Consider the following 19,306-nt stretch of genomic DNA (forward strand, 5'->3'; position numbering starts at 1 on the left):
CAGCCTTTCCCTCCATCAAGACGGATGAGGTGTGTCAGTCCCTGGTTGGTTTTCTCCAGAAAGATTGGGTGGGAACTCGTGAGGGGGTGACCACCTATGATGAGGATGCGTTTGCATCTACTCGAGTATTCGGAATGTCGCCGCCTCAGGCTAGCTGTACGTACATATCGAGCCGTACAAATCTTGGGGCTGAACCGCCGAACGAAGAGCCCTATTACATCTCGCTCGAGGTCATCCAGGGACCGGCGACCAAGCCTCCGAAGCCTGGGTGGAAAAGCCGGTCTCTATTGATAGGTAATACGCCGGTCTCGATGTCTTGGGAGGGCAATTCCGCTCACGACTGGTCGAAAGCGGCTGTTCTTGACTTCTCTGCCGAGAACAGCGGTTGGTCGGGGAATCTCAATCTGCCGACTCCGCGGGGCTGGGACGCGGCGCGTGGGGCGCCAATTTCAGAGAGTGATGTGCACGCGGCTGCCCAGCAACTTCTCGCGACAGTCAGAATGGTCTCAGGGGCCCGCTAAAGCGGCGCCGTGTCCGCGAGCGCATACCGCATGCAGCTCTTTCTGGGTTTTGTATCCGCGCGGCATGCGCTCGGCGAGGGGAGAGCGCGACCTTGACCGACTCAACTTATCGCTGATAACTTAACGCCGTTATTTTCCGGCGGAAGGCGCGATGATGCTCGAACGTTTGGCTCGATCGGTGATCGCGGCGCCCCGCCTCGTTCTCGGGATGGCGCTGCTCATTGCGATCGCGGCGGCCCTCTTCGGCGTTCCGGTGACCAAGCATCTGGCCGCCGGTGGTCAGCAAGACCCGAACTCCGAATCTGCCTATGTGACTAAGGCTCTCCGGGACAAGTTTGATATCAGCGACCAGTCCCTGGTCTTCATGCTTACCGGCGAGCAAGGCGTCAAGAGTCCGCAGATGCGTGCCGTCGCAGCAGATCTGGAGCGCCAGCTCAAAGACTCCGGCGTGGTCATCAACCTGACCTCGGCCTGGACGGCGCCGCCACAGGTAGCCGAGGAACTGCTGGGCGCCGATGGCAAGGCCGGATTGATCGTCGCCGGGCTGACCGGGGGCGAGAACGACGCGCAGAAGCACGCGGCAAAGCTCATCAAGTCTCTCGCGGTGGACCGTGACGGGGTAGCGGTCAAGGCCGGCGGTGTCGCCACGCTCTACAACCAGATCGTTACCCAGTCCGAGAAGGACCTGCTGGTTATGGAGTCGATCGCGATTCCGATCAGCTTTGTGGTGTTGATATGGATATTCGGCGGCCTCTACGCGGCCCTGTTGCCTCTGGTAGTCGGAGTGTTTTCCATCGTCGGCGCCATGTCGATATTGCGCGGGCTGACGTATGTCACCGATGTGTCCGTGTTCGCGCTGAACCTTGCGGTGGCAATGGGATTGGCGCTGGCGATCGACTACTCCCTGCTGATCATCAGTCGCTATCGCGAGGAGGTGAATGCGGGCAAACCGCGCGATGAAGCGCTGGTCCTGACCATGACTACGGCCGGACGGACCGTGCTGTTCTCGGCGCTGACGGTTGCGCTGGCCCTAGTAGCGCTGATCCTGTTCCCGATGTACTTCCTCAAATCGTTCGGATACGCCGGTGTAGCCGTCGTCTTCGTTGGCGCCATCGCCGCGCTGGTCATCGTCCCGGCGGTAGTCACCCTGCTGGGCGACCGGATCGACGCCCTGGACGTGCGCCGCCTGATCCGCAGGGTCCTGGGAAGGCCGGAACCCGTCGCCAAGGACGTCACGCAAAGCTTCTGGTACCGGACCACCAAAAGGGTTATGGCGCGCGCTGTTCCGATTGCCATCATCATCGTCAGCGCATTGGTGGTGCTGGGCCTGCCGTTCCTCGACGGCAAGTTCGGATTCCCGGATGACCGGGTCTTGCCCGCCTCGGCCTCGGCGCATCAAGTGGGCAACGAGATGCGCCGCAACTTCAACAACAACAGCTCCACCAACTTGTCCGTCATCGCCGAGGGCGTCGGTTCGGTGCCGCCGAGGGAGATCGACGAGTACGCCGCGGACCTGTCGAATATCGAGGACGTCAAGGAGGTGGCCGCACCCACCGGTGCGTTCATCCGGGGCATGAAGGTGGGCCCGCCGGCAAGTGCAACCGGAATCAAGAATGACACAGCACTTTTCACGGTTCAGACCGCCGCCAAGCCGTACACGGAGGCCGCCGAGCGCCAGCTCGATGCCATCCACGCACTGCCGGGCCCGGCCGATGTCTTGGTCAAGATCGGCGGGGGAGCCCAGTTGGATCGTGACGCCGTCGACGGCATTGTGCACAAGCTGCCCCTGGTGCTGGCCATCATCGCCGTCGTCACCTTTGTGCTGCTCTTTCTGCTGACGGGTTCGGTGGTACTGCCCATCAAGGCGCTGGTCCTCAACGTGCTGTCGTTGACGGCTACCTTCGGCGCGCTGATCTGGATCTTCCAGGAGGGACACCTGGGCGGGTTCGGCACCGAGGTCACCGGCACCATCGTCGCCACCATGCCGATGCTGTTGTTCTGCATAGCTTTTGGGCTATCAATGGACTATGAGGTGTTTCTCATCTCGCGCATCCGCGAGTACTGGATGGCGTCCGGGCGCACCCGGGCCGACAACGACGAGGCGGTGGCGCTCGGTGTGGCCCGCACCGGCCGGGTGGTCACCGCCGCGGCGCTGATCATGGCGATCGCCTTCGCGGCACTGATGGCTGCGCAGGTGTCCTTCATGCGGATGTTCGGTACCGGACTGACCATCGCGATCCTGGTGGACGCCACCATCATCCGGATGCTGCTGGTGCCGTCGTTCATGCGGCTGCTGGGACGGTTCAACTGGTGGGCGCCCAAGCCGTTGGTCACGCTGCATGAACGGATCGGATTCAGTGACTAGGCGGCAGCGCGCGTCCCGCGGCTCGGGCGATCGACTGCGCGACGAAATAATCGACGCCGCAATCGCTCTTGTTTTGGAGACCAAGGAATTGCGTGCACCGTCCATCCGTGAGGTGGCACGCAAGATCGGTGTCACCCCGCCTTCGATCTATCTGCATTTCGCCGACAAGGACGAGCTGATGGATGCCGTCTGCGGCCAGTATTTTCAGCGTCTCAACGACAAGATGGTCGAGGCGGCCCGCGGCGACATCACCGCGCTGGAGCGTCTGCACGCGCAGGGGATGGCATACGTGCGCTTCGCCATCGCGACACCGCTGATGTACCGGCTGGCCACGGTTACCCAGCCAGAGGGTGAGCTCGACGAGACTATGGCCAGTGCGGCATTCGCGCATCTGCACAACGGAGTCAAAGAACTTGTCAACGAGGGGCTATACCCCGAAGGCGACACAGTGGCGATGGCCCTCCAGCTATGGGTGGCCGCGCATGGTGTTGCCTCGATGCTCGTCACCAAACCGCATCTACCGTGGGGGGATCCCGAGGAATTCGCCAGCGAGGTACTGCGTGCGGCGTGCCTGGGGCAGGCGGTCAGCGATATTGACCTGACAGAAGTGCTGCCGCGTCAGAAGTAGAGCCGCACCGACGCCAACGTGCCCGGCGCCGCCGAATTATCCGAGAACTCGAAGAGTCCAATGCCACGGCGATTACCGAGATGCACCGTGGCCGATACCGAGGGCCCCGCGGCCAGTAGTTTATCCACGGTCAAAGAGCTTGCTGCCGAGGCGAACTCGGCCAGTGATGCCTCGGATACTCCGTCCAGCGACAGTGCGGCCTCGGGTGCGAGCACAGTGGTGACCGTCGGGATATCGCGGGCGGCGAGCGCCGCCGTCAGCTCCTGGACGCGCTGCTTGCCCGCCGCGTGCACGCCCTTGAGTCCGCGCATGAATCCCAGCACCCCGTTGAGTCCCTGGTTCTTCAGCAGCTGCGGTCCCAGCTTGGCGCTGGCCAGCAGCCCGTCACCGCCGGAACCGAGCAACTGGCTGATCATGGCGCGTAGTTCCCAGTAGGCGAATAGCCGGTCGATCTTGAGGGACGACGCCGGGCCGTCTTCGACGACGTCGTAACGCAGATGCATGGGGATATGCATCGTCACGCCGGTGGACATGGTGGTGTGAATAGTCAGATCGCGCAGCACCGACATTCCGGCGACCACATCGTTTTCTACGTCGAAGACGATGGTGTTGGGCGCGATGAAGGTGTCGTAGAACTTGCCGATGGCGGATTCGCCGATATGTGGCCGCGAACCCACCGGGTCATTCACCTGGCCATAGGTGGCAAACAGGCCCACCCAGGTGTCCTTGTCGTGAGCACCGACTGCTGCTGGCGACGCCTGCACGGTCGCCAGCAGCTCATCGGCAAATGGGGCGCTGGACACGGTTCCTCACAAACCGATCAGGACAGTGCCCCGAGCACCGCGTCGTAGTCGGGTTCCTGGGCGATCTCCGGAACCAGCTCGGTGTAGGCGACGTTGCCGTCGGCGCCGATCACGACGATGGCGCGGCCCAGCAGACCGGTCATCGGGCCGTCGGCGATGGTGACGCCGAAGTCCTCGCCGAACGAGCTCCGGAACGCCGAGGCGGTACCCACGTTCTCGATGCCCTCGGCACCGCAGAAACGCTTCTGGGCAAATGGCAGGTCCTTGGAGACACACAGCACCGGTGCTCCGGCCTCGGCGGCACGCTGGTTGAAGGTGCGCACGCTGGCCTGGCAGACAGGGGTGTCGATCGAAGGAAAGATGTTGAGGATCACCGGCTTATCCCGGTACTGATCGCTGGTGACGGGGCCGAGATCGGCGCCTACCAGCTCAAATGCCGGGGCAGGAGAGCCGACAGCGGGAAGCTCGCCGACCGTGTTGATGGGGTTTCCGCGCAACGTGATCTGTGCCATGGCCCCAGTGTTCCAGAGTTCGGGTGCGGATTGCATCAGCGGGGCTAGGTTGGTGGCATGACGACGCCCGTCAGCTTCGATAACAGATTCTTCTCCGCAACGTGGTCTGCCATCGCGCGGCGCGAACCTCAGGAGATCAAGGAGCTGCGCGCGGAGAATCTGCGCGGCCTGACCGGCCACGTCCTGGAGGTGGGAGCGGGAATCGGCTCCAACTTCCTGCTCTACCCGAATACCGTCACCGCGGTGACGGCGCTGGAGCCCGAATCGCGGCTGCGTCCGCAGGCCGAGGATGCCGCGGCCGGGGCCGCGATCCCGGTGACGGTGACCGCGGGTGTGTTCGAGGATCTGGCTGTGACCGGCGAGGACCGGTTCGACGCGGTGGTGTGTTCGTTGGTGCTGTGTTCGGTCGGCGACCCCGACCGGGCCGCTGCCCAGGCGTTCGAGGTGCTCAAGCCCGGGGGAGAGGTGCGTTTCTTCGAACATGTGGCTCACGACGGCGCGCTCGGGCTGGTTCAGCGCGCGGTCGATGCGACGTTCTGGCCCAAACTGTTCGGGAACTGCCACACGCACCGGGACACGCTGGCCGCGATCGAGCGGGCCGGATTCACGATCGAGGAACGGCGCGACGATTGGCTGAAGGTGATGGGGATTCCCATGCCGTCCTCGTCGATCGTGATCGGGCGTGCGGTCAAACCCGTCTAGAGCGCCTGGTATCAACCAAATTCGGCTCAACCAAATTCGACGACCGTCATGGCCGGCCGCATCCGATTGCTGAACGGCAGGTCGTAGAAGAGCGGCGTGGCCAGTTTCATGAGGGTGCCGCGCCCGGGTGGCATCCGGACCTCGCGGACCGTACGAACGCCCTCGAGGGCGCGCAGCTCGTCGTACTGGTTGGCCGTGAAGGAGAACGGCATCGGCGGGACGGTGTAGTGCTCGCTCAGCTTCCAGCCGCGCCGCCGCGAATACACGCTCATCAGCCACGGAATAGTGTCGAAGACGATCCATCCGCCGGGAAAGCGCTTGGCGCAGGCGGCGATGAGATCGAACACCACATCGCGCTCCAGGTACATGAACAGCCCCTCGGCGGTGATCAATACGCCGTGGGAATCGTCGACCTGATCCATCCAGGAGTGATCGAGTGCCGACTGCGCGACGTATCGAACCCGATCCGACGGCGGTAGCAACTGCCGCCGCAATCTCACGATGGGTTCCAGGTCGACGGTCAGCCAGTTGAGCTCGCCGTTGTCGATACGCCAGAAGCTGGTCTGCAGTCCCTCCGCCAGCGCGACCACGGTGGCGCGCGGATGATCCGCCAGATACTCGTTGGAGACGTTGTCGAAGGTCAACGCCCGCAGTGCAATACCTTGATGTGTGCGGCCGAAATGGTGGTAGTCGTAGTCCAGGCTCTCGTACACGACGACCGCCATCGGATCATCGATCAAACCGTCCGGCCGGGCCGCCTCGACGGCTCGCTGACGCAAGGTGATGAGTGCGGTTTCGGATACCCCGTCGAGGTGGCGGGCATCAATGGCGGCCATGCACGCCACACTACTAGCGAACGAGCTTGTGCAACGTCCGCAAGTTCCGGGTGGTGGTCGTCGACTTGTATCGCTTCTTCCCGGTGGTCTTGCCGATGGGGCTGGTCAGGGTCTGCGACCTGGGCACCTGCCAGTACAGCACCCCGTCACCGGTGGCGATGCGTTCACTTTCGTCGAGCTCGCCTTCCAGGGCGGCCAGCTCGGCCAGCACCGCCGGGTCGCTGCAGAACATCACGTACGAGTGCACGCCCTCGATCTCGGGTTCCCAGGGAAACCCGGCGATGATGCGGCCGATGGTGTCCAGGTCATAGACCAGCACCCAGGCCTCGTATCCGAAGCGCTGGCCGAGCACCTGTTGCAGTCGTTCCTTGACGGCGCCCGCGGGTTCGGCTGCATCCACCAACACATTGCCGCTGGCGAGAATGGTTGTCACATCGGTGAATCCGTCGGCCTCAAGGGCATCGCGGACGTCGGCCATCTTCATGGTGATTCCGCCGACGTTGACTCCGCGAAGCAGTGCGGCGTATCTGGTCATGGCTTCTCCCAGGTGAGCAGGTGACGCCACATCACGAGGCGCTGTAGCCGGGCTCCGGGCAGCACGCGCTGGGCGATGCGTCGTACTTCGTCGTGGCTGTCCAGATCCTCGCAGATGATCGGCGAGGGATGTTCCCACCAGCCGCGACGGACGCGGTAATAGCGGTGCGCCCAGAAGCCCAGGCTGTTGTACCAAAGATCGGTCAATGAGCGGCTGGCGGCGAAGCCGATGACAACTATTCTGCCGCCGGGCTTCAGCAGGTCCGACATCCGGCCCAAGCCCTGTTCGATGTCCATGTGATGCAGTGCCGTGATGGCCGCGATGAGATCGAAAGATCCAGTGGGAAAAGGGTGTTGGAGGAAATCATCGCAGATGTACTCGACGTTCGGCGCCGATGTTTCCGCGCGGGCGAGCTGCAGGCTCGGTTCGTGGGGGTCGATCCCGACCACCCGCTGCGCTAGTGGGGCCAGCTCGCGGGTCAGCATCCCGATGCCGCACCCCACGTCGAGCACATCCGTGGCACCGGCGGGAATCCTGCGCAGTACCTCGCGCTGGTAGTGGATGTTGTGATTCCACCGGCCGGGCATGTTTATCCGAACTGCAGCAGCGTCATGGAAGGACGGGTCCGACGCAGAAATCCGCGATCGAGACGCTTGGCGTTGACCAACTTCCAGATTCCGCGGCCCGGATGCAGCGGGATGTCGACGGCCGCGACCACTCCTGGAATGGAGGTGAGTGCCTCGCCTTCATCGGCCGTCAACGCGAACGGCATGGGTGGAGCCACGTAGCGGTCCGACAACTTCAGGCCCTGCAGGGTGCGCTTACTGAACCAGTGCGGGATGCTGTCGAACATCATCTGCCCGCCGGGAAAACGCTTGGCGCAGGCTTCGATTAGTCCGAGTGACTCCTCGGGTTGCAGGTACATCAGTAGCCCCTCGGCCGTGATGAACGCACCACCGGAGGCGTCCACCCGGTCCATCCAACTGAGGTCGAGGGCCGACTGCGCCAGCGTGACGATTCGCTCGTTCTGGGGTAGTAGCGCGCTGCGCAGTTCTATCACCGGTGGTAGATCGACCGAGTACCAAGTGAATTGGGCTGTGGATTTCTCGCCGCCCAATCGCCAGAAGCTGGTTTGCAGACCTTCGGCCAGGGCGACAATCGCCGTCCGGGGATGCGTCGCCAGGTACACGCGGGCCTGTGTGTCGAACGAGAGGGCCCGCAGGGCGTGACTCTGAGACGGACGCCCGAACTTGCTGTAGTCGTACTCGATGGCATCGAAGAGCTCTGCCGCGAGCGGGTCCTTGATGAGGCCGTCCGGGCGCTTGGCCTCGGTGCCACGGTTGTGCAGCGTCCACAAGGTGGTAGCCGAGACGCCCTCGAGGTTGTCTCCGCGGATCGGCGATGAGGCGCTGGGCCGAAGAGCATCGGACTCGGTCATGAATCCGATGCTAATGAAATGGTGCGACGATCGGACGCCCTCTTGACTAGGCTGACCGGTATGACCGATTCGAAGGGGAGCGGCGACTCGGCCGCGGACGACGCCAAGCGCAAGTTCCGCGAGGCGCTTGACCGCAAGAACAACAAGGCCAGCGCGGCTGCCGACAACAAGGACACCGCCAGCAAGCCGACCCATGCACATGGCCGGGCCGGCTCGCATCGCGAATTCCGTCGTAAGAGCGGTTAAGCGGCCTTCTTCTGGTTCGCCAGCGCCCGGGCAGTGATCACCCCGGCCAGCACAACCACCCAGCACACCAGGCCAAAGCCCTTGAGCCCCCACACGACTGAGGCCAGCGTGAATCCGCCGGCAACCATCAGCGCCACTCCGACGACGGCGCTCCGGGCACCGGCGTGGGCGACGTGACCGCCGTCCCAACCGGGTAGGGGATTGTTCTCCAGCGGCCGCAGGGCCAGGAAGAGGCCGGTCACCAGGAGTGCCATCGTCGCGACTTGAAGCAGCGACAATGCGATGAAATTCGGTGCGGTGGTGTCGTATCGCGGGAACCCGAGGAAGTCGAACACCAGATGCATGCCCAGCAAGGCGGGCATGTGCCAGAGGTACAGCGTCATCGCGCCGGAGTTACCGATGGCTACGGCCCACCACACCCGTGGACGCTGAGCCCACCGATTGATGGCGGGCATCGCCGCGATGGCAAGGGCGGACAAGATGATTGCGTGCCCGGCCAGCACCAGTGACGGCGGAATCATGTTCGGCACCTTCTGGCCGGCCACCCCGACCAAGCTGATCGTGTACGGGCCGAACGTGACCAGTGCGATGTTGATGGCGAACAAGGCTGCCGCCAGCGTCAGCGCCGCCTTCTGGGTGATCAGCTGCCGGCGGTACCCCACGCCCAAAACCGCCGGCAGCAACCACACCACGAAGTTCACGTACCCGATGCCCTTGGGCGCATCCAGGCCCAGTCGCAGCACGTCAACCGCCGCGATGCCCAGATAGATCAACGCCAGCGCGGTGAACATGGCGCGCGGCGTGGTGATCCGGGCCAGCAGCGGAACCGCGGCCAGCACCAGCACATAGGCGCCCAGGAACCACAGCAGCTGGGTGCTCACACCGGCGACCGGTTCGTAGACATGCAGCGGTAGGACCTGCCGAAGTATCAGCAGGGCCACCGCCCAGAAACCCAGGTAGTAGAACACCGGGCGGTATAGCCGCGTGCAGCGATGCATGAGCCATGATCCCCAGCTGGTGCCGGGCTTCCAGGACCCCACGCTGGCGGCGACACCGGCGAAGAAGAACAGCGGCATGATCTGGAAAACCCAGGTCAGGGCCTGGAAAATGGGCCGTCCATTGAGCAGGTTGCCCCACAGCAGCACCCCGTTGTCGATGGTGCTCACCGCCATGATGGTGTGCCCAAGAACCACGCCGACCAGCGACACGATCCGGATCACGTCAAGTGCGCGGTCACGCGTTGTCGGCGTGGCCGCATCCACCTCCTCGGCGGTGGGCAAGCCCAGCGTTGAGGCGCTTGCGCGAAGAGCATTCATCGGTGCAATCGTCATGCACCTAGCGTCGCCGAGTGCCGATCGTCGACACAGCGCGTCGCTACGCGATCTCGCTAGGTAATTTCCCCTGGGCCCGCCGAGTAGGGCTAGCCGCCGAGGGCAGCGATGAGGTCCTTGATCTTGGCGGCCTCGTCTTCGGTGACGGACTCCTCGGATTCGATGGCCGTCAGGAATCCGACCTTCAGGCCGGCACCGTTGGCGGTCTCCTGCGCGGTGAGTCGCGCGCGCCGCCGCGCGGTGTACAGGCGTTGGCCCAAGGTGGCGCTGGGGCTGTTGGCGGCGGCCTTCATCAGGTCGTCGTACCGGTGGCGCACTCCGCTCAGTGCGACGATCACCGAGGGTGTCACCCGGCTGCGTCCGGCGGCCTTCGAGATCGCGCCCTCGAGCTTGCGCAACCCGCTGAGTACGACGGCGACACGTTCGCCGTACTCGGGGTCGGTGGGTTCAGGCAAGGTGTCGATGGCGGACGAGTACATGTGCACTGCCGCATCGACGAGGCTGACAATGACTGGGGCTTCTCCGTCATCCGGCACGACTTCAGGCACGACCCATCGACTCCTTCTGAAAAGACCGGTTACGACCCCGAAGTAGGCGGGGGTCGCCGCCAACTTAGCGTCGATCGACGGCCCGGAACAACCCCCATCTGATGAATAGTTTTTGTCCAGGACGTCTATTTCGCTCGGCCGGGGCAGGCGCGAACTGTGCTGTGCTACCTATATTTTCGGTACCGAACCTGTGGTCATGGGGTCCTTCGGCAACAGCTCTTGATTAGCCGGTGGTCCCACTTCTCGGCGCGGCCGCTCCTGCCAGATGACGGCGACCAGACACAGTGCCGCCAGGGCGGCCACTGCGAGCGCGAAGGTGACGCCCGCGGTGCGCAAGCCCCACGCCTGGGCGGCGAGGCCCTCGCCGATGACCGGTAGGGCGATTCCGATATAGGCGACAACGAAGTAGCTGGAGGTGACCTCGGCGCGATTGTCTTCGGGGGTCCGGTCGGCGATCGAAGCCAGTCCCCGACTGAAGCTGATGCCCTGCCCGACGCCGACCACCAACGCACTGGCCAGGTACCAGGGCAGGGAAGAAGCGTGCAGGGCCACCACCACGAGCAGCATTCCGGTCAGCAGAATCGCGCAGCCGATGATCAATGCCTTCGCGGCTGGTACCTGTCGGGTGAGAACCTGTGCCACACAAGAAGATCCGAATGTCAGAAACACACTTGCCCCGGCGACCGCATGGTTGTCGATGCCGAGTACTCCGGAGAGGAATCCGGGTGCCACCGCCGTGAAAGATCCCAGTGCCGCGAAACCGGCGAAGCCCGCCGTCGCCGCGGCCGCGAACGTCACGCGCACCTGGGGAGGTAGCGAAAGACGTTGCATACCAAGCTTTCCGTGCCTCGGTGCGGTCTCCGGTGCGAAGAGTAGGGCTATCACGGCGATCGATACGAGCCCGATGTGCACGATGAACGCCAGCCGCGTGGGCCAGGGCGCGTACTGGACGAGGATCCCGGCCACCAACGGGCCGAGTCCGAGGCCGCCAGTGTTGGCAACCGTGGCCACCGCGGCTGCCCGTCCCCGCCACCGCTCGGGCGCCGCCTCGATGACGGCGACGGTAGCCGCACCGGTGAAAAAGCCCGCCGACAGCCCCGAGACGATTCGTGCGATCAGCAGCACCGGAACCGAATCGACGAACAGGAATATGGCCGAGCTGAGGATGGCGAATCCGGCGCCCGTCAGCAGCAGGGGGCGGCGGCCAAGAACATCGGACCAGCCGCCGAACATCAGCAGCGCGAACAGCACTCCGGCGGCGTAGGTGGCGTACACGACCGTCGTGGTGAGCACCGAAAAATGCATCTGCTGCGAGTACAGCGCGTACATCGGAGTCGGCATGGTGGTGCCGATCATGACTGCGGAGAAGCTGAACGCCAGTAGGACGAAGGCGGCCGAACGGCGCAGACGGGCAATCACAACCCAATGTAAGTCGCAGACGGTGCGAGGTTGTTCCCGCGAGATGACATACACGTGGGTGATTGCTGCACGAAGACACGTGTGAATGCCATCTTGGCGCCGCGGCGCCTATGGGAAAACAAAGCGGGGCAGTGCTTTCCGCTGGGCGTTCTCTTACGCCTCTTTGCGCAACGGTTCGTCCCCGTATTGCTGGTTGACCGCGCGCAGGAATTTCTCGGCGTCGGTTGGCTCCAGGGGCGGCAGGTTGATCGTTTCGCTGACGATGCCGTGCGGCAAGCGTGGCTCTGAGCCCACGTCGGGAATGAAGTTCTTCAGGGCGCCGTCGGTGAAGGGCACGCCGGACTTCACCTGGTTGTTGGAGACCAGATCGAATGCCCGGGTCATCGCGTCTTGGGATTCTTCGGGCAGTCCCGCCTTGATCGCGGCGATCTCGGTGGCGGACTTACCGTCGAAGGATTGTGCGAACTCGTACAGGTATTGCAGCTGGTTCGACGGAATGGTGACGCTCTTGCCGGCCGCGAGATCCTTGAGCTGGCGATCGTCCAGGAGCGATGCCGCATGGACTCGGTTGAGCACGGATTGATCTCGCGTGGCGTCGCCTTGGAAATGGGCTCCATCCCGGTTTCCCTGCGCAGAGGTCAGTCCGCTGAAGGGGTTGAACGAGGCTGCCAGCGCATTGCAAATATCGTCGATCTGTTGTTGCGCTTCCAGCTCGGCGCCCCACCACTTGTCGTAGGCCTTGCGCATCATCCGCGTGAACTTGGCGGCGTACTGATTGCCCTTGTCGATGGTTTCCGCGCTGGCCTGGGGCTGCATGATCCACGTGACAGTGAGGTCTTCGGCCACGGTGTAGCCATGGTCGATGGCCTCGTTGTACAGGTCGACGGCTTCGCGGCGATATTCGATCGACTGAAATTCCAGCGTGACCAGAGCCTTCGGGGCGTCATCGAGCAATATCTGGGTGGCCAGGTAGATCGTCTTCTCGTCGTTGGCGGCGGTGTCCTGGATCGCCCGGGCGGTTTCGCCGTCCCAGGGTAGGCCGCCGGGCCTGTCGATCGAGTGCTTGTAGTCCTGCGCGCGGTGCTGCATCTCGGCGGCGGCGAGCATCGCCTGGCGCAACGGCACGATCGACTGTTCGGGGTGGTTGGTGAGCAACCTTCTGGCTGAGTACTCCGATTTCATCGCGGCCTCGACAATGACGCGGCCGAAAGGATGGTCTGCCGTACGTACTCTTCGGTGTCCCCGAACCGGGTTTGCGCCTGCTCGGACAGGTCGGCCATGTTGACGCAGCGTGCCGCGAACATGCGTTGCAGCTCGGGAATGACCTCAGTGACCAGTCGCCTGACTGCTGTCAGCGATGGGGCATCCCCCGCTTCAACCCTGGTTGGATTGGCGGCCCGGTTACAGAGCTTTTGGGCCTGTTCTCTTAATTCCGGCGACAGCTTGCGCAACGCCTCTAGATCAACGTCCAATTGGCCTGACAGCGGCTGCCTCCCCGAGCGTGGCGATCTTGGTTGCCCAAGTTGCCGTAGCGTAGCACCGCTGAGGTTGTCAAAGTTCAGAAGGAAGGAATGTCACATCGGCGAGATTGCGGCCAGTGCAAGACCCGGACGCCGATGTGTGTTGCTGGCGGAGAATCTGCCGACGTTGTTGATAGAACTGCCCCCCATCAGCACCTGGTCGTTTAAAACAGGTAGTCCGCTAGACGAATCTGATCACCGGTGAATGGCGCAGCGTATAGCGTGAGATGAATGCATCCGGCACTGGAGTGGAGAGCCAAGCCCGTCGCTTTGTATACGCAACTGCCCCTGGCCAAAGAGTTGCTCGATTTAGCTATCGACGCTCGTCGAGACGCCTCGGCATCGTCGTGATCCACTCTGAATGTGATCCGGAATCGTTTGTGGCCCCATCATGTGGTGGCTACCCGGGCCCAGCCTGAGTTAAGAACGTAGATCTCTCGGAAGGAATGTCACAGTGGCGAGATTGCAGCTAGCGCAAGACCCGGCCGCCGATGAGTTGCTGGAGGAGAATCCGCTGGCGCTTTTGATAGCGATGCTTCTTGACCAGCAGATTCCGATGGAGGTCGCGTTCGCGGGACCCAAGAAGATTGCGGACCGGATCGGCGGCATCGACGCGCACCAGATCGCCGAATACGACCCAGACAAGTTCGTGGCTCTGTGTTCGGAACGCCCCGCCATACATCGGTTCCCCGGCTCGATGGCCAAGCGTGTTCAGGTGCTCGCGCAGGAGATTGTCGACGAGTACGACGGCCGCGCCGAGAACATCTGGAAGGCCGGAGATCCGAACGGGGCCGAGCTGCTCAAGCGGCTCAAGGCGCTTCCCGGTTTTGGGGAGCAGAAGGCCAAGATCTTCGTGGCGCTGCTGGGCAAACAGTATGGCGTTGAGCCGAAGGACTGGCGCAAGGCCGCTGGAAACTACGGCGAGAAAGGCACGCATCTTTCGGTAGCGGATGTTGTCGACGCCGAATCGTTGGGCCTGGTGCGCGCTCACAAAAAGGAAATGAAGGCTGCGGCCAAAGCAAAGGCGGCCAAGGCATAAGCCCTGACCGCCTTGCTCGTGTGCCGAGTGAACTACGGCAGCGCTGCGAACATCGGTGCCGACGGGACCAGGCCGGCGCCGGGGGTGGCGGCGGTGGCGGCGGGCAATCCGGCAACGGGAGCCGCTGCCGCGGCGGGGATTCCGTTGACCAGCGCCGGTGGGATCAGCGTCTGCTGCACGCCCGCGGGCAGCAGCTTGGGCAGGTTGGTGGCCCACAGATCCACGGTCTGGGTGACACCCTCTGCGCCCGGGATCTGCGAGACACCGGGGACATTGCTGACGGCGGGAACCGACGCCGGGGACAGTGCCTGAGCCGCTGCCGGCGTCAGCGCTTCAGCGGCGGCCGGAGTCAGTGCGCCGGGAACGGCCGGGACGGCAGGTGCCGCACCCGGAGCCGGTGCGACCGCCGGAGCGGCCGGGGTGACGCCGGGCACGGCCGGTGCTGCGGGAGTGGCGCCGGGCAGAGCAGGCGCGGCCGGGGTGACGCCAGGTAGAGCAGGCGCGGCCGGGGTGACAGCAGGCAGCGCAGGTGCTGCCGGCGAGGCGACTGTCGCAGGCGCATTGCCGAAGCCCGAAGCGGCCTGGCCCAGGATCGCGGCCGGGTTGGTCGGGTTCGGCGCGGGGGCCGGGATGGGGTCAGCGCTGGCGGTCGACGCCAGGCCCAGCGCCAGGCCGGCCGACGCGAAGGCCGCGATCGACGCGCCCATGAAGACGTTGGTGATCCGTGACATATTGAACTCCAATGCTGTTTCGCTAGAGGTGATTACTGGTGTTAAACGCCAAGGTAATCCGTTACGCGTGTTACTCAAGTGACGCGTGTGGTGTAGACGGAACCGTTACCAAAACGAGTGAGCGAGGTTATCGAAACCCCGATGAGAACAGAGCCGACCAGGGCAAATGACGAGCTGCTGGTTCCGACACGCGGCGCGTCGGCGTGGCGCCGTGTCCGCGACTGGGGTCCGTGGGTGCTCGCGCTGAGTGTCGCGGTGCGCCTCGCGTGGGCATACCTGACGCCGCACGGTGCCGACCTGGTCGATCTGCACGTGTACGTCAGCGGTCCGGCCACGCTGGGGCACGGAAATCTCTACGAATTCACCTATCCGGACAAAACGCCCGACTTTCCGCTGCCGTTCACCTATCCACCCTTCGCGGCCGTGGTGTTCTGGCCGCTGCACCTGATTCCCTTCACCCTGCTCGGGCTGTGCTGGATTCTGGGCACCATTGCCGCGCTGTACGCGGTGGTTCGGCTCAGTCAGCGGCTACTCGGATTCAACGACCCGCGTGGTGCCGCCGTGTGGACCGCGGTGACGATGTGGACCGAACCAGTGCGCTCCACCCTGGACTACGGGCAGATCAACGTGCTGTTGATGCTGCTGATCTTGTTGGCGGTGACGTCATCACGCTGGTGGGTCTCGGGAACGTTGGTGGGACTTGCGGGCGGGGTGAAGCTGACCCCGTTGGTTAGTGGGCTCTACTTCCTGGGCGCGCGACGGTGGGCGACCGCCATCTGGGCAGGCGTGGTCTTCCTGCTGACTGTCGCGATCGGCATCGCCGTAGTCGGGGGGCAGGGGCGCTTTTACTTCACCGATCTATTGGGCAAGCCGGACCGGATCGGGCCGATTGCCACCGTGTTCAACCAGTCGTGGCGAGGCGGAATCTCCAGGATCCTGGGACACGACGCCGGGTCTGGTGCGCTCGTGCTGTTCGCCTACGCGGTCACCGCCGTACTGGCCTTCTTGGCATGGCGCGCGGTAGACGACAGATTGGGGAAGATCTGCGTGGTGGAGATGTTCGGCCTGCTCATCTCGCCCATCTCGTGGACGCACCATTGGGTCTGGATGGTTCCGTTCATGGTGTGGCTGCTGCACGGACCATGGCGAGAAAAATTGGGCGCGAAGGTTTTTGGGTACGGATGGCTGGTGCTGTTGTTGATCGGGGTGCCCTGGCTGCTCAGCTTCGCCCAGCCCGACATCTGGCGCATTGACCGGCCGTGGCCGCTGGCCTGGGCCGGGCTGGTGGACATCGCGGTCGCCATGGCAACGTTGACCTGGATGGCGGTGGTGGGCTGGCGAACGGAGTCGATCGAGCCGTACTAGACGCATTGCGGAGCGGTAGGCCCGGTCGGCTACCGTGGCGCCATGTCTGAACATTGGACCGTCCTGGTCACCGGCGCCTCCAGCGGGATCGGCGCGAGCGCGGCCCGGATATTCGTCGAGCGCGGACACCGCGTATTCGGTACCAGTCGCAACCCGGAGACCGTCGCCCATCGGATCCCGGGGGTGCAGTATCTGCGGCTCGACCAGACGGACAAGGCGAGCATCGCCGACTGCGTGGCACAAGCGGGCGAGGTGGACATCCTCGTCAACAATGCCGGCGAGAGTCAGATCGGTGCGCTCGAAGACGTCTCCGTCGACGACTTCGAAAAGCTCTACACCACCAATGTCTTTGGGCCGGTTGCGCTCACCAAGGCAGTGCTGCCCGGTATGAGGGAACGACGCCGTGGCGCCATCATCATGGTGGGTTCGATGGCGGGCACCTTGCACGTCCCGTTCCGGTCGACCTATAGCTCGGCGAAATCGGCGTTGCATACGGTGGCCGACTGTCTGCGCTACGAGGTTGCGCCGTTCGGGATCACCGTGAGCACGGTGGAGCCCGGTGTCATCGCGACAGGAATCGAGACGCGACGTAACCGTATTGTCCCTGAGGGATCCGCCTACCGCGAAGCGTTCCAGACGGTGGACGCGGCCATGGCCGCGCGGGAAGAGCACGGCATGGCCACCGACGACTTGGGGCGCCTCATCGTCGATGTGGCCTTGAATCCGGACCCGAAACCCTTGTACGCCAAGGGGAGTAATGCCCCACTCATCATGGCCGCAGAGCGGCTGCTACCCGCCCGGCTGTTCCTGAAATTCCTGGCGCGCATGCACGGGCTGAAGGTGCGATAAGCATGTTTCCCCAGGGTATGCACCCCACCGGATCGTCAGACGCATTTCACTCCAAGGACATCGGCAGGCTGCTGCTGCAATGCCCGGACCGGATCGGAGTGGTGGCCGCCGTCAGCGCCTTCCTGGCCGATGCCGGCGCGAGCATCATCTCGCTGGCGCAGTACTCGACGGAACCTCAGGGCGGCTGGTTCATGCAGCGCACGGTTTTTCACCGCTCCGGACTCACCGCCGCGCGCGAGGATTTGGAGCGCAAGTTCGCCTCCATCGCTGAGGAATTCGACATTCAGTACCGATTCAGCGAGGCCGCCAAGCCGAAGCGAGTGGCGATCATGGTCTCGCAAACGGATCACTGTCTGCTGGATCTGCTGTGGCGCAACCGTCGCGGTGAGCTCGACATGTCGATCGCGATGGTGATCTCGAATCATCCCGACCTTGCCGAGCAGGTGCGCTCGTTCGGGTTGCCGTTCGTGCACATCCCCGCGACCCGGGAGAACCGTGCCGAAGCCGAACGCAAGCAGCTCGAACTGCTGCAGGGAAATGTCGACCTCGTGGTTCTGGCCCGCTACATGCAGATTCTGTCGCCGGAGTTTCTCAGCGAGATCGACTGTCCGCTGATCAACATCCACCATTCATTCCTGCCCGCGTTCACCGGCGCGATGCCGTACCGCCGTGCGCGGGAACGTGGTGTCAAAATGATCGGTGCCACAGCCCATTACGTGACAGCTGAGCTCGACGAGGGGCCGATCATCGAACAGGATGTGATCCGCGTCGATCACACGCACACGGTCGAGGATCTGGTGCGGCTCGGATCCGATGTGGAACGTCTGGTGTTATCGCGTGCTGTGGCCTGGCACTGCGAGGACAGGGTGATGCGGCACGGGAACGTCACCGCGATCTTGTGATACTCGATTGTGCTGCGGTTTCCCGAAACCATGGTGCTGCTGCCCACCTCTATGCGACAAGGGGGCGCTGCGGCGGGGACTAAAGCGCATTTGTCGCATAGGGGCGGGCGGGGTCTGCATGTGGTGTCGAGGTCGTGGTGCTGCCGTGGAACTTCTCTAGATGCCCGCCTGTGAGTCGATGGCCCGGGCCAGTGCCACGTCCTTCTCGGTGATGCCGCCCTCGGAATGCGTGGACAACACGAATGTCACTGTGCGCCATCGGATATCGATATCGGGATGATGGTCGACGGATTCCGCGTGCTCGGCGATGCGGCGTACCGCGTCAACACCGTCGAGGAAGGTATCGAACGTGACGGCGCGACGCAGGGAGTCGCCCGCACGTGTCCATCCGGGAAGTTCGGCGAGCGCTGCGTTGATCTGGTCATCGGTGAGCAGGGCCATGAACTCAACGTATAGCGTCGAGCACCATGGCGATAGTGGTCGCGGGCGCGGTGATCGACGGGGACAAGCTGCTCATCGCGCAGCGCGCGACACCCGCCGAACTCGCCGGACAGTGGGAGCTTCCGGGCGGCAAGGTCGCCGAGGGCGAATCGGAGCCGCAGGCGCTTGCTCGGGAGTTACGCGAGGAACTCGGGATCGATGTCGAGGTCGATTCCCGCATCGGTGAGGACGTCGTCGTCGGGAACCTCGTGCTGCGTGCCTACCGCGCGCACATACGCGGCGGCGTTCCTCATCCGCATGAGCATCTGGCCCTGCGCTGGGTCACCCCCGACGAGCTCGACGCGGTGGAGTGGGTCGCCGCGGACGGGGGATGGATCCCCGCGTTGCGGGCAGCGCTAGTGGGCCCGCGCCCGGTGTAGCACCTTTTTGAGTTCCTTGTCGGAGAGCCCGTGCTGCTCGGCTTTCTGCATCTTGTGCACCACAAGAGGGCACTTCATGCAGCGTGGTTTGCTCTTACAGCACTTCTTCTTGGGCTTGAGCCGGGCGACCTTGCTGGCCTTCACTGAGGGTCCTAC

General features: G+C 63.8%; 23 protein-coding genes. 9 read left to right on the forward strand and 14 right to left on the reverse strand.

All coding sequences use genetic code 11. The features are described 5' to 3' along the window. The first annotated feature begins 675 nt into the window (after positions 1-675). Positions 676-2,886, forward strand: coding sequence for an MMPL family transporter (locus tag B4393_RS01375; RefSeq protein ID WP_078332978.1), 2,211 nt, complete (start codon positions 676-678; stop codon positions 2,884-2,886). After that, positions 2,879-3,514, forward strand: coding sequence for a TetR/AcrR family transcriptional regulator (locus B4393_RS01380; protein WP_005088531.1), 636 nt, complete (start codon positions 2,879-2,881; stop codon positions 3,512-3,514). The genes B4393_RS01375 and B4393_RS01380 overlap by 8 nt, the downstream gene beginning before the upstream one ends. Here the strand turns inward: B4393_RS01380 and B4393_RS01385 are convergent. Then, positions 3,505-4,317 (reverse strand): nuclear transport factor 2 family protein, encoded by an 813-nt coding sequence (locus tag B4393_RS01385; protein ID WP_005059492.1) that lies wholly within the window; start codon positions 4,315-4,317, stop codon positions 3,505-3,507. The two genes, B4393_RS01380 and B4393_RS01385, sit on opposite strands and share 10 nt — an antisense overlap. A gap of 17 nt (positions 4,318-4,334) precedes the next feature. Then, positions 4,335-4,829 (reverse strand): thiol peroxidase, encoded by a 495-nt coding sequence (gene tpx, locus B4393_RS01390; RefSeq protein ID WP_005059496.1) that lies wholly within the window; start codon positions 4,827-4,829, stop codon positions 4,335-4,337. A 57-nt stretch (positions 4,830-4,886) separates the two neighbouring features. On the opposite strand from tpx, the gene B4393_RS01395 reads away from it, so the two are divergent. Beyond that, on the forward strand, positions 4,887-5,531 hold the full coding sequence (locus B4393_RS01395) for a class I SAM-dependent methyltransferase (RefSeq protein ID WP_078332620.1): 645 nt from the start codon (positions 4,887-4,889) through the stop codon (positions 5,529-5,531). Positions 5,532-5,557: 26 nt separating this feature from the next. On the opposite strand, the gene B4393_RS01400 is transcribed toward B4393_RS01395, so the two are convergent. From B4393_RS01400 to B4393_RS01415, 4 genes are read right to left on the reverse strand one after another with little or no spacing between them, the layout of a single operon-like run. Further along, positions 5,558-6,367: a class I SAM-dependent methyltransferase gene (locus B4393_RS01400; protein ID WP_078332621.1), complete on the reverse strand. Its 810-nt coding sequence runs from the start codon at positions 6,365-6,367 to the stop codon at positions 5,558-5,560. Between the two features lie 13 nt (positions 6,368-6,380). Further along, a complete protein-coding gene (locus tag B4393_RS01405; RefSeq protein ID WP_078332622.1) occupies positions 6,381-6,902 on the reverse strand; it encodes a DUF1697 domain-containing protein in 522 nt (173 codons plus the stop codon). Next, positions 6,899-7,489, reverse strand: coding sequence for a class I SAM-dependent methyltransferase (locus tag B4393_RS01410; RefSeq protein ID WP_078332623.1), 591 nt, complete (start codon positions 7,487-7,489; stop codon positions 6,899-6,901). Before B4393_RS01410 ends, B4393_RS01405 begins: the two co-directional genes overlap by 4 nt. Positions 7,490-7,491: 2 nt before the next feature. Next, positions 7,492-8,340, reverse strand: a complete 849-nt coding sequence (locus tag B4393_RS01415; protein ID WP_078332624.1) for a class I SAM-dependent methyltransferase — start codon at positions 8,338-8,340, stop codon at positions 7,492-7,494. A gap of 60 nt (positions 8,341-8,400) precedes the next feature. Between B4393_RS01415 and B4393_RS01420 the strand changes: the two genes are divergently transcribed. Further along, positions 8,401-8,586, forward strand: a complete 186-nt coding sequence (locus tag B4393_RS01420) for a DUF5302 domain-containing protein (protein WP_070936055.1) — start codon at positions 8,401-8,403, stop codon at positions 8,584-8,586. Here B4393_RS01420 and B4393_RS01425 read toward each other — a convergent pair. From B4393_RS01425 to B4393_RS01445, 5 genes are all read right to left on the reverse strand, one after another. After that, positions 8,583-9,902 carry an acyltransferase family protein gene (locus B4393_RS01425; protein ID WP_078332979.1) on the reverse strand — a complete coding sequence of 440 codons (1,320 nt, stop codon included), beginning with the start codon at positions 9,900-9,902 and terminating at the stop codon, positions 8,583-8,585. The two genes, B4393_RS01420 and B4393_RS01425, sit on opposite strands and share 4 nt — an antisense overlap. A 104-nt stretch (positions 9,903-10,006) precedes the next feature. Beyond that, complete coding sequence (locus B4393_RS01430; protein ID WP_070936841.1) at positions 10,007-10,396, reverse strand: hypothetical protein; 390 nt, start codon at positions 10,394-10,396, stop codon at positions 10,007-10,009. Positions 10,397-10,633: 237 nt separating this feature from the next. Further along, complete coding sequence (locus B4393_RS01435) at positions 10,634-11,884, reverse strand: MFS transporter (protein ID WP_236743091.1); 1,251 nt, start codon at positions 11,882-11,884, stop codon at positions 10,634-10,636. Positions 11,885-12,037: 153 nt separating this feature from the next. Further along, complete coding sequence (locus B4393_RS01440) at positions 12,038-13,066, reverse strand: TPR repeat region-containing protein (protein ID WP_078332625.1); 1,029 nt, start codon at positions 13,064-13,066, stop codon at positions 12,038-12,040. Beyond that, entirely contained in the window at positions 13,063-13,356 is a 294-nt protein-coding gene (locus B4393_RS01445) for a hypothetical protein (protein ID WP_070936050.1), read from the reverse strand. The genes B4393_RS01440 and B4393_RS01445 overlap by 4 nt, the downstream gene beginning before the upstream one ends. A gap of 511 nt (positions 13,357-13,867) precedes the next feature. Here B4393_RS01445 and B4393_RS01450 point away from each other — a divergent pair. Then, positions 13,868-14,443 carry an HhH-GPD-type base excision DNA repair protein gene (locus tag B4393_RS01450; protein ID WP_191987135.1) on the forward strand — a complete coding sequence of 192 codons (576 nt, stop codon included), beginning with the start codon at positions 13,868-13,870 and terminating at the stop codon, positions 14,441-14,443. A 32-nt stretch (positions 14,444-14,475) separates the two neighbouring features. On the opposite strand, the gene B4393_RS01455 is transcribed toward B4393_RS01450, so the two are convergent. Next, positions 14,476-15,174, reverse strand: coding sequence for a hypothetical protein (locus tag B4393_RS01455; RefSeq protein WP_078332627.1), 699 nt, complete (start codon positions 15,172-15,174; stop codon positions 14,476-14,478). Between the two features lie 141 nt (positions 15,175-15,315). On the opposite strand from B4393_RS01455, the gene B4393_RS01460 reads away from it, so the two are divergent. From B4393_RS01460 to purU, 3 genes are read left to right on the forward strand one after another with little or no spacing between them, the layout of a single operon-like run. After that, on the forward strand, positions 15,316-16,539 hold the full coding sequence (locus B4393_RS01460) for a mannosyltransferase (protein ID WP_078332628.1): 1,224 nt from the start codon (positions 15,316-15,318) through the stop codon (positions 16,537-16,539). Between the two features lie 42 nt (positions 16,540-16,581). Then, on the forward strand, positions 16,582-17,388 hold the full coding sequence (locus tag B4393_RS01465) for an SDR family oxidoreductase (protein WP_078332629.1): 807 nt from the start codon (positions 16,582-16,584) through the stop codon (positions 17,386-17,388). A 2-nt stretch (positions 17,389-17,390) separates the two neighbouring features. Continuing rightward, the gene (gene purU, locus B4393_RS01470) at positions 17,391-18,290 is read left to right on the forward strand and encodes a formyltetrahydrofolate deformylase (protein ID WP_078332630.1); all 900 of its coding nucleotides are present in this window, start codon (positions 17,391-17,393) and stop codon (positions 18,288-18,290) included. A 156-nt stretch (positions 18,291-18,446) separates the two neighbouring features. Here purU and B4393_RS01475 read toward each other — a convergent pair whose 3' ends face one another. After that, a complete protein-coding gene (locus B4393_RS01475) occupies positions 18,447-18,731 on the reverse strand; it encodes a 4a-hydroxytetrahydrobiopterin dehydratase (protein ID WP_078332631.1) in 285 nt (94 codons plus the stop codon). Positions 18,732-18,757: 26 nt separating this feature from the next. Here B4393_RS01475 and B4393_RS01480 point away from each other — a divergent pair, with 26 nt between their 5' ends. Further along, positions 18,758-19,150, forward strand: coding sequence for a (deoxy)nucleoside triphosphate pyrophosphohydrolase (locus B4393_RS01480; RefSeq protein WP_078332632.1), 393 nt, complete (start codon positions 18,758-18,760; stop codon positions 19,148-19,150). On the opposite strand, the gene B4393_RS27090 is transcribed toward B4393_RS01480, so the two are convergent. Further along, entirely contained in the window at positions 19,127-19,294 is a 168-nt protein-coding gene (locus B4393_RS27090; RefSeq protein WP_096499822.1) for a hypothetical protein, read from the reverse strand. The genes B4393_RS01480 and B4393_RS27090 overlap by 24 nt on opposite strands. Positions 19,295-19,306: the final 12 nt, after the last annotated feature.

It is taken from the genome of Mycobacteroides franklinii, assembly GCF_002013895.1.
In the GTDB taxonomy this organism is placed as follows: domain Bacteria; phylum Actinomycetota; class Actinomycetes; order Mycobacteriales; family Mycobacteriaceae; genus Mycobacterium; species Mycobacterium franklinii.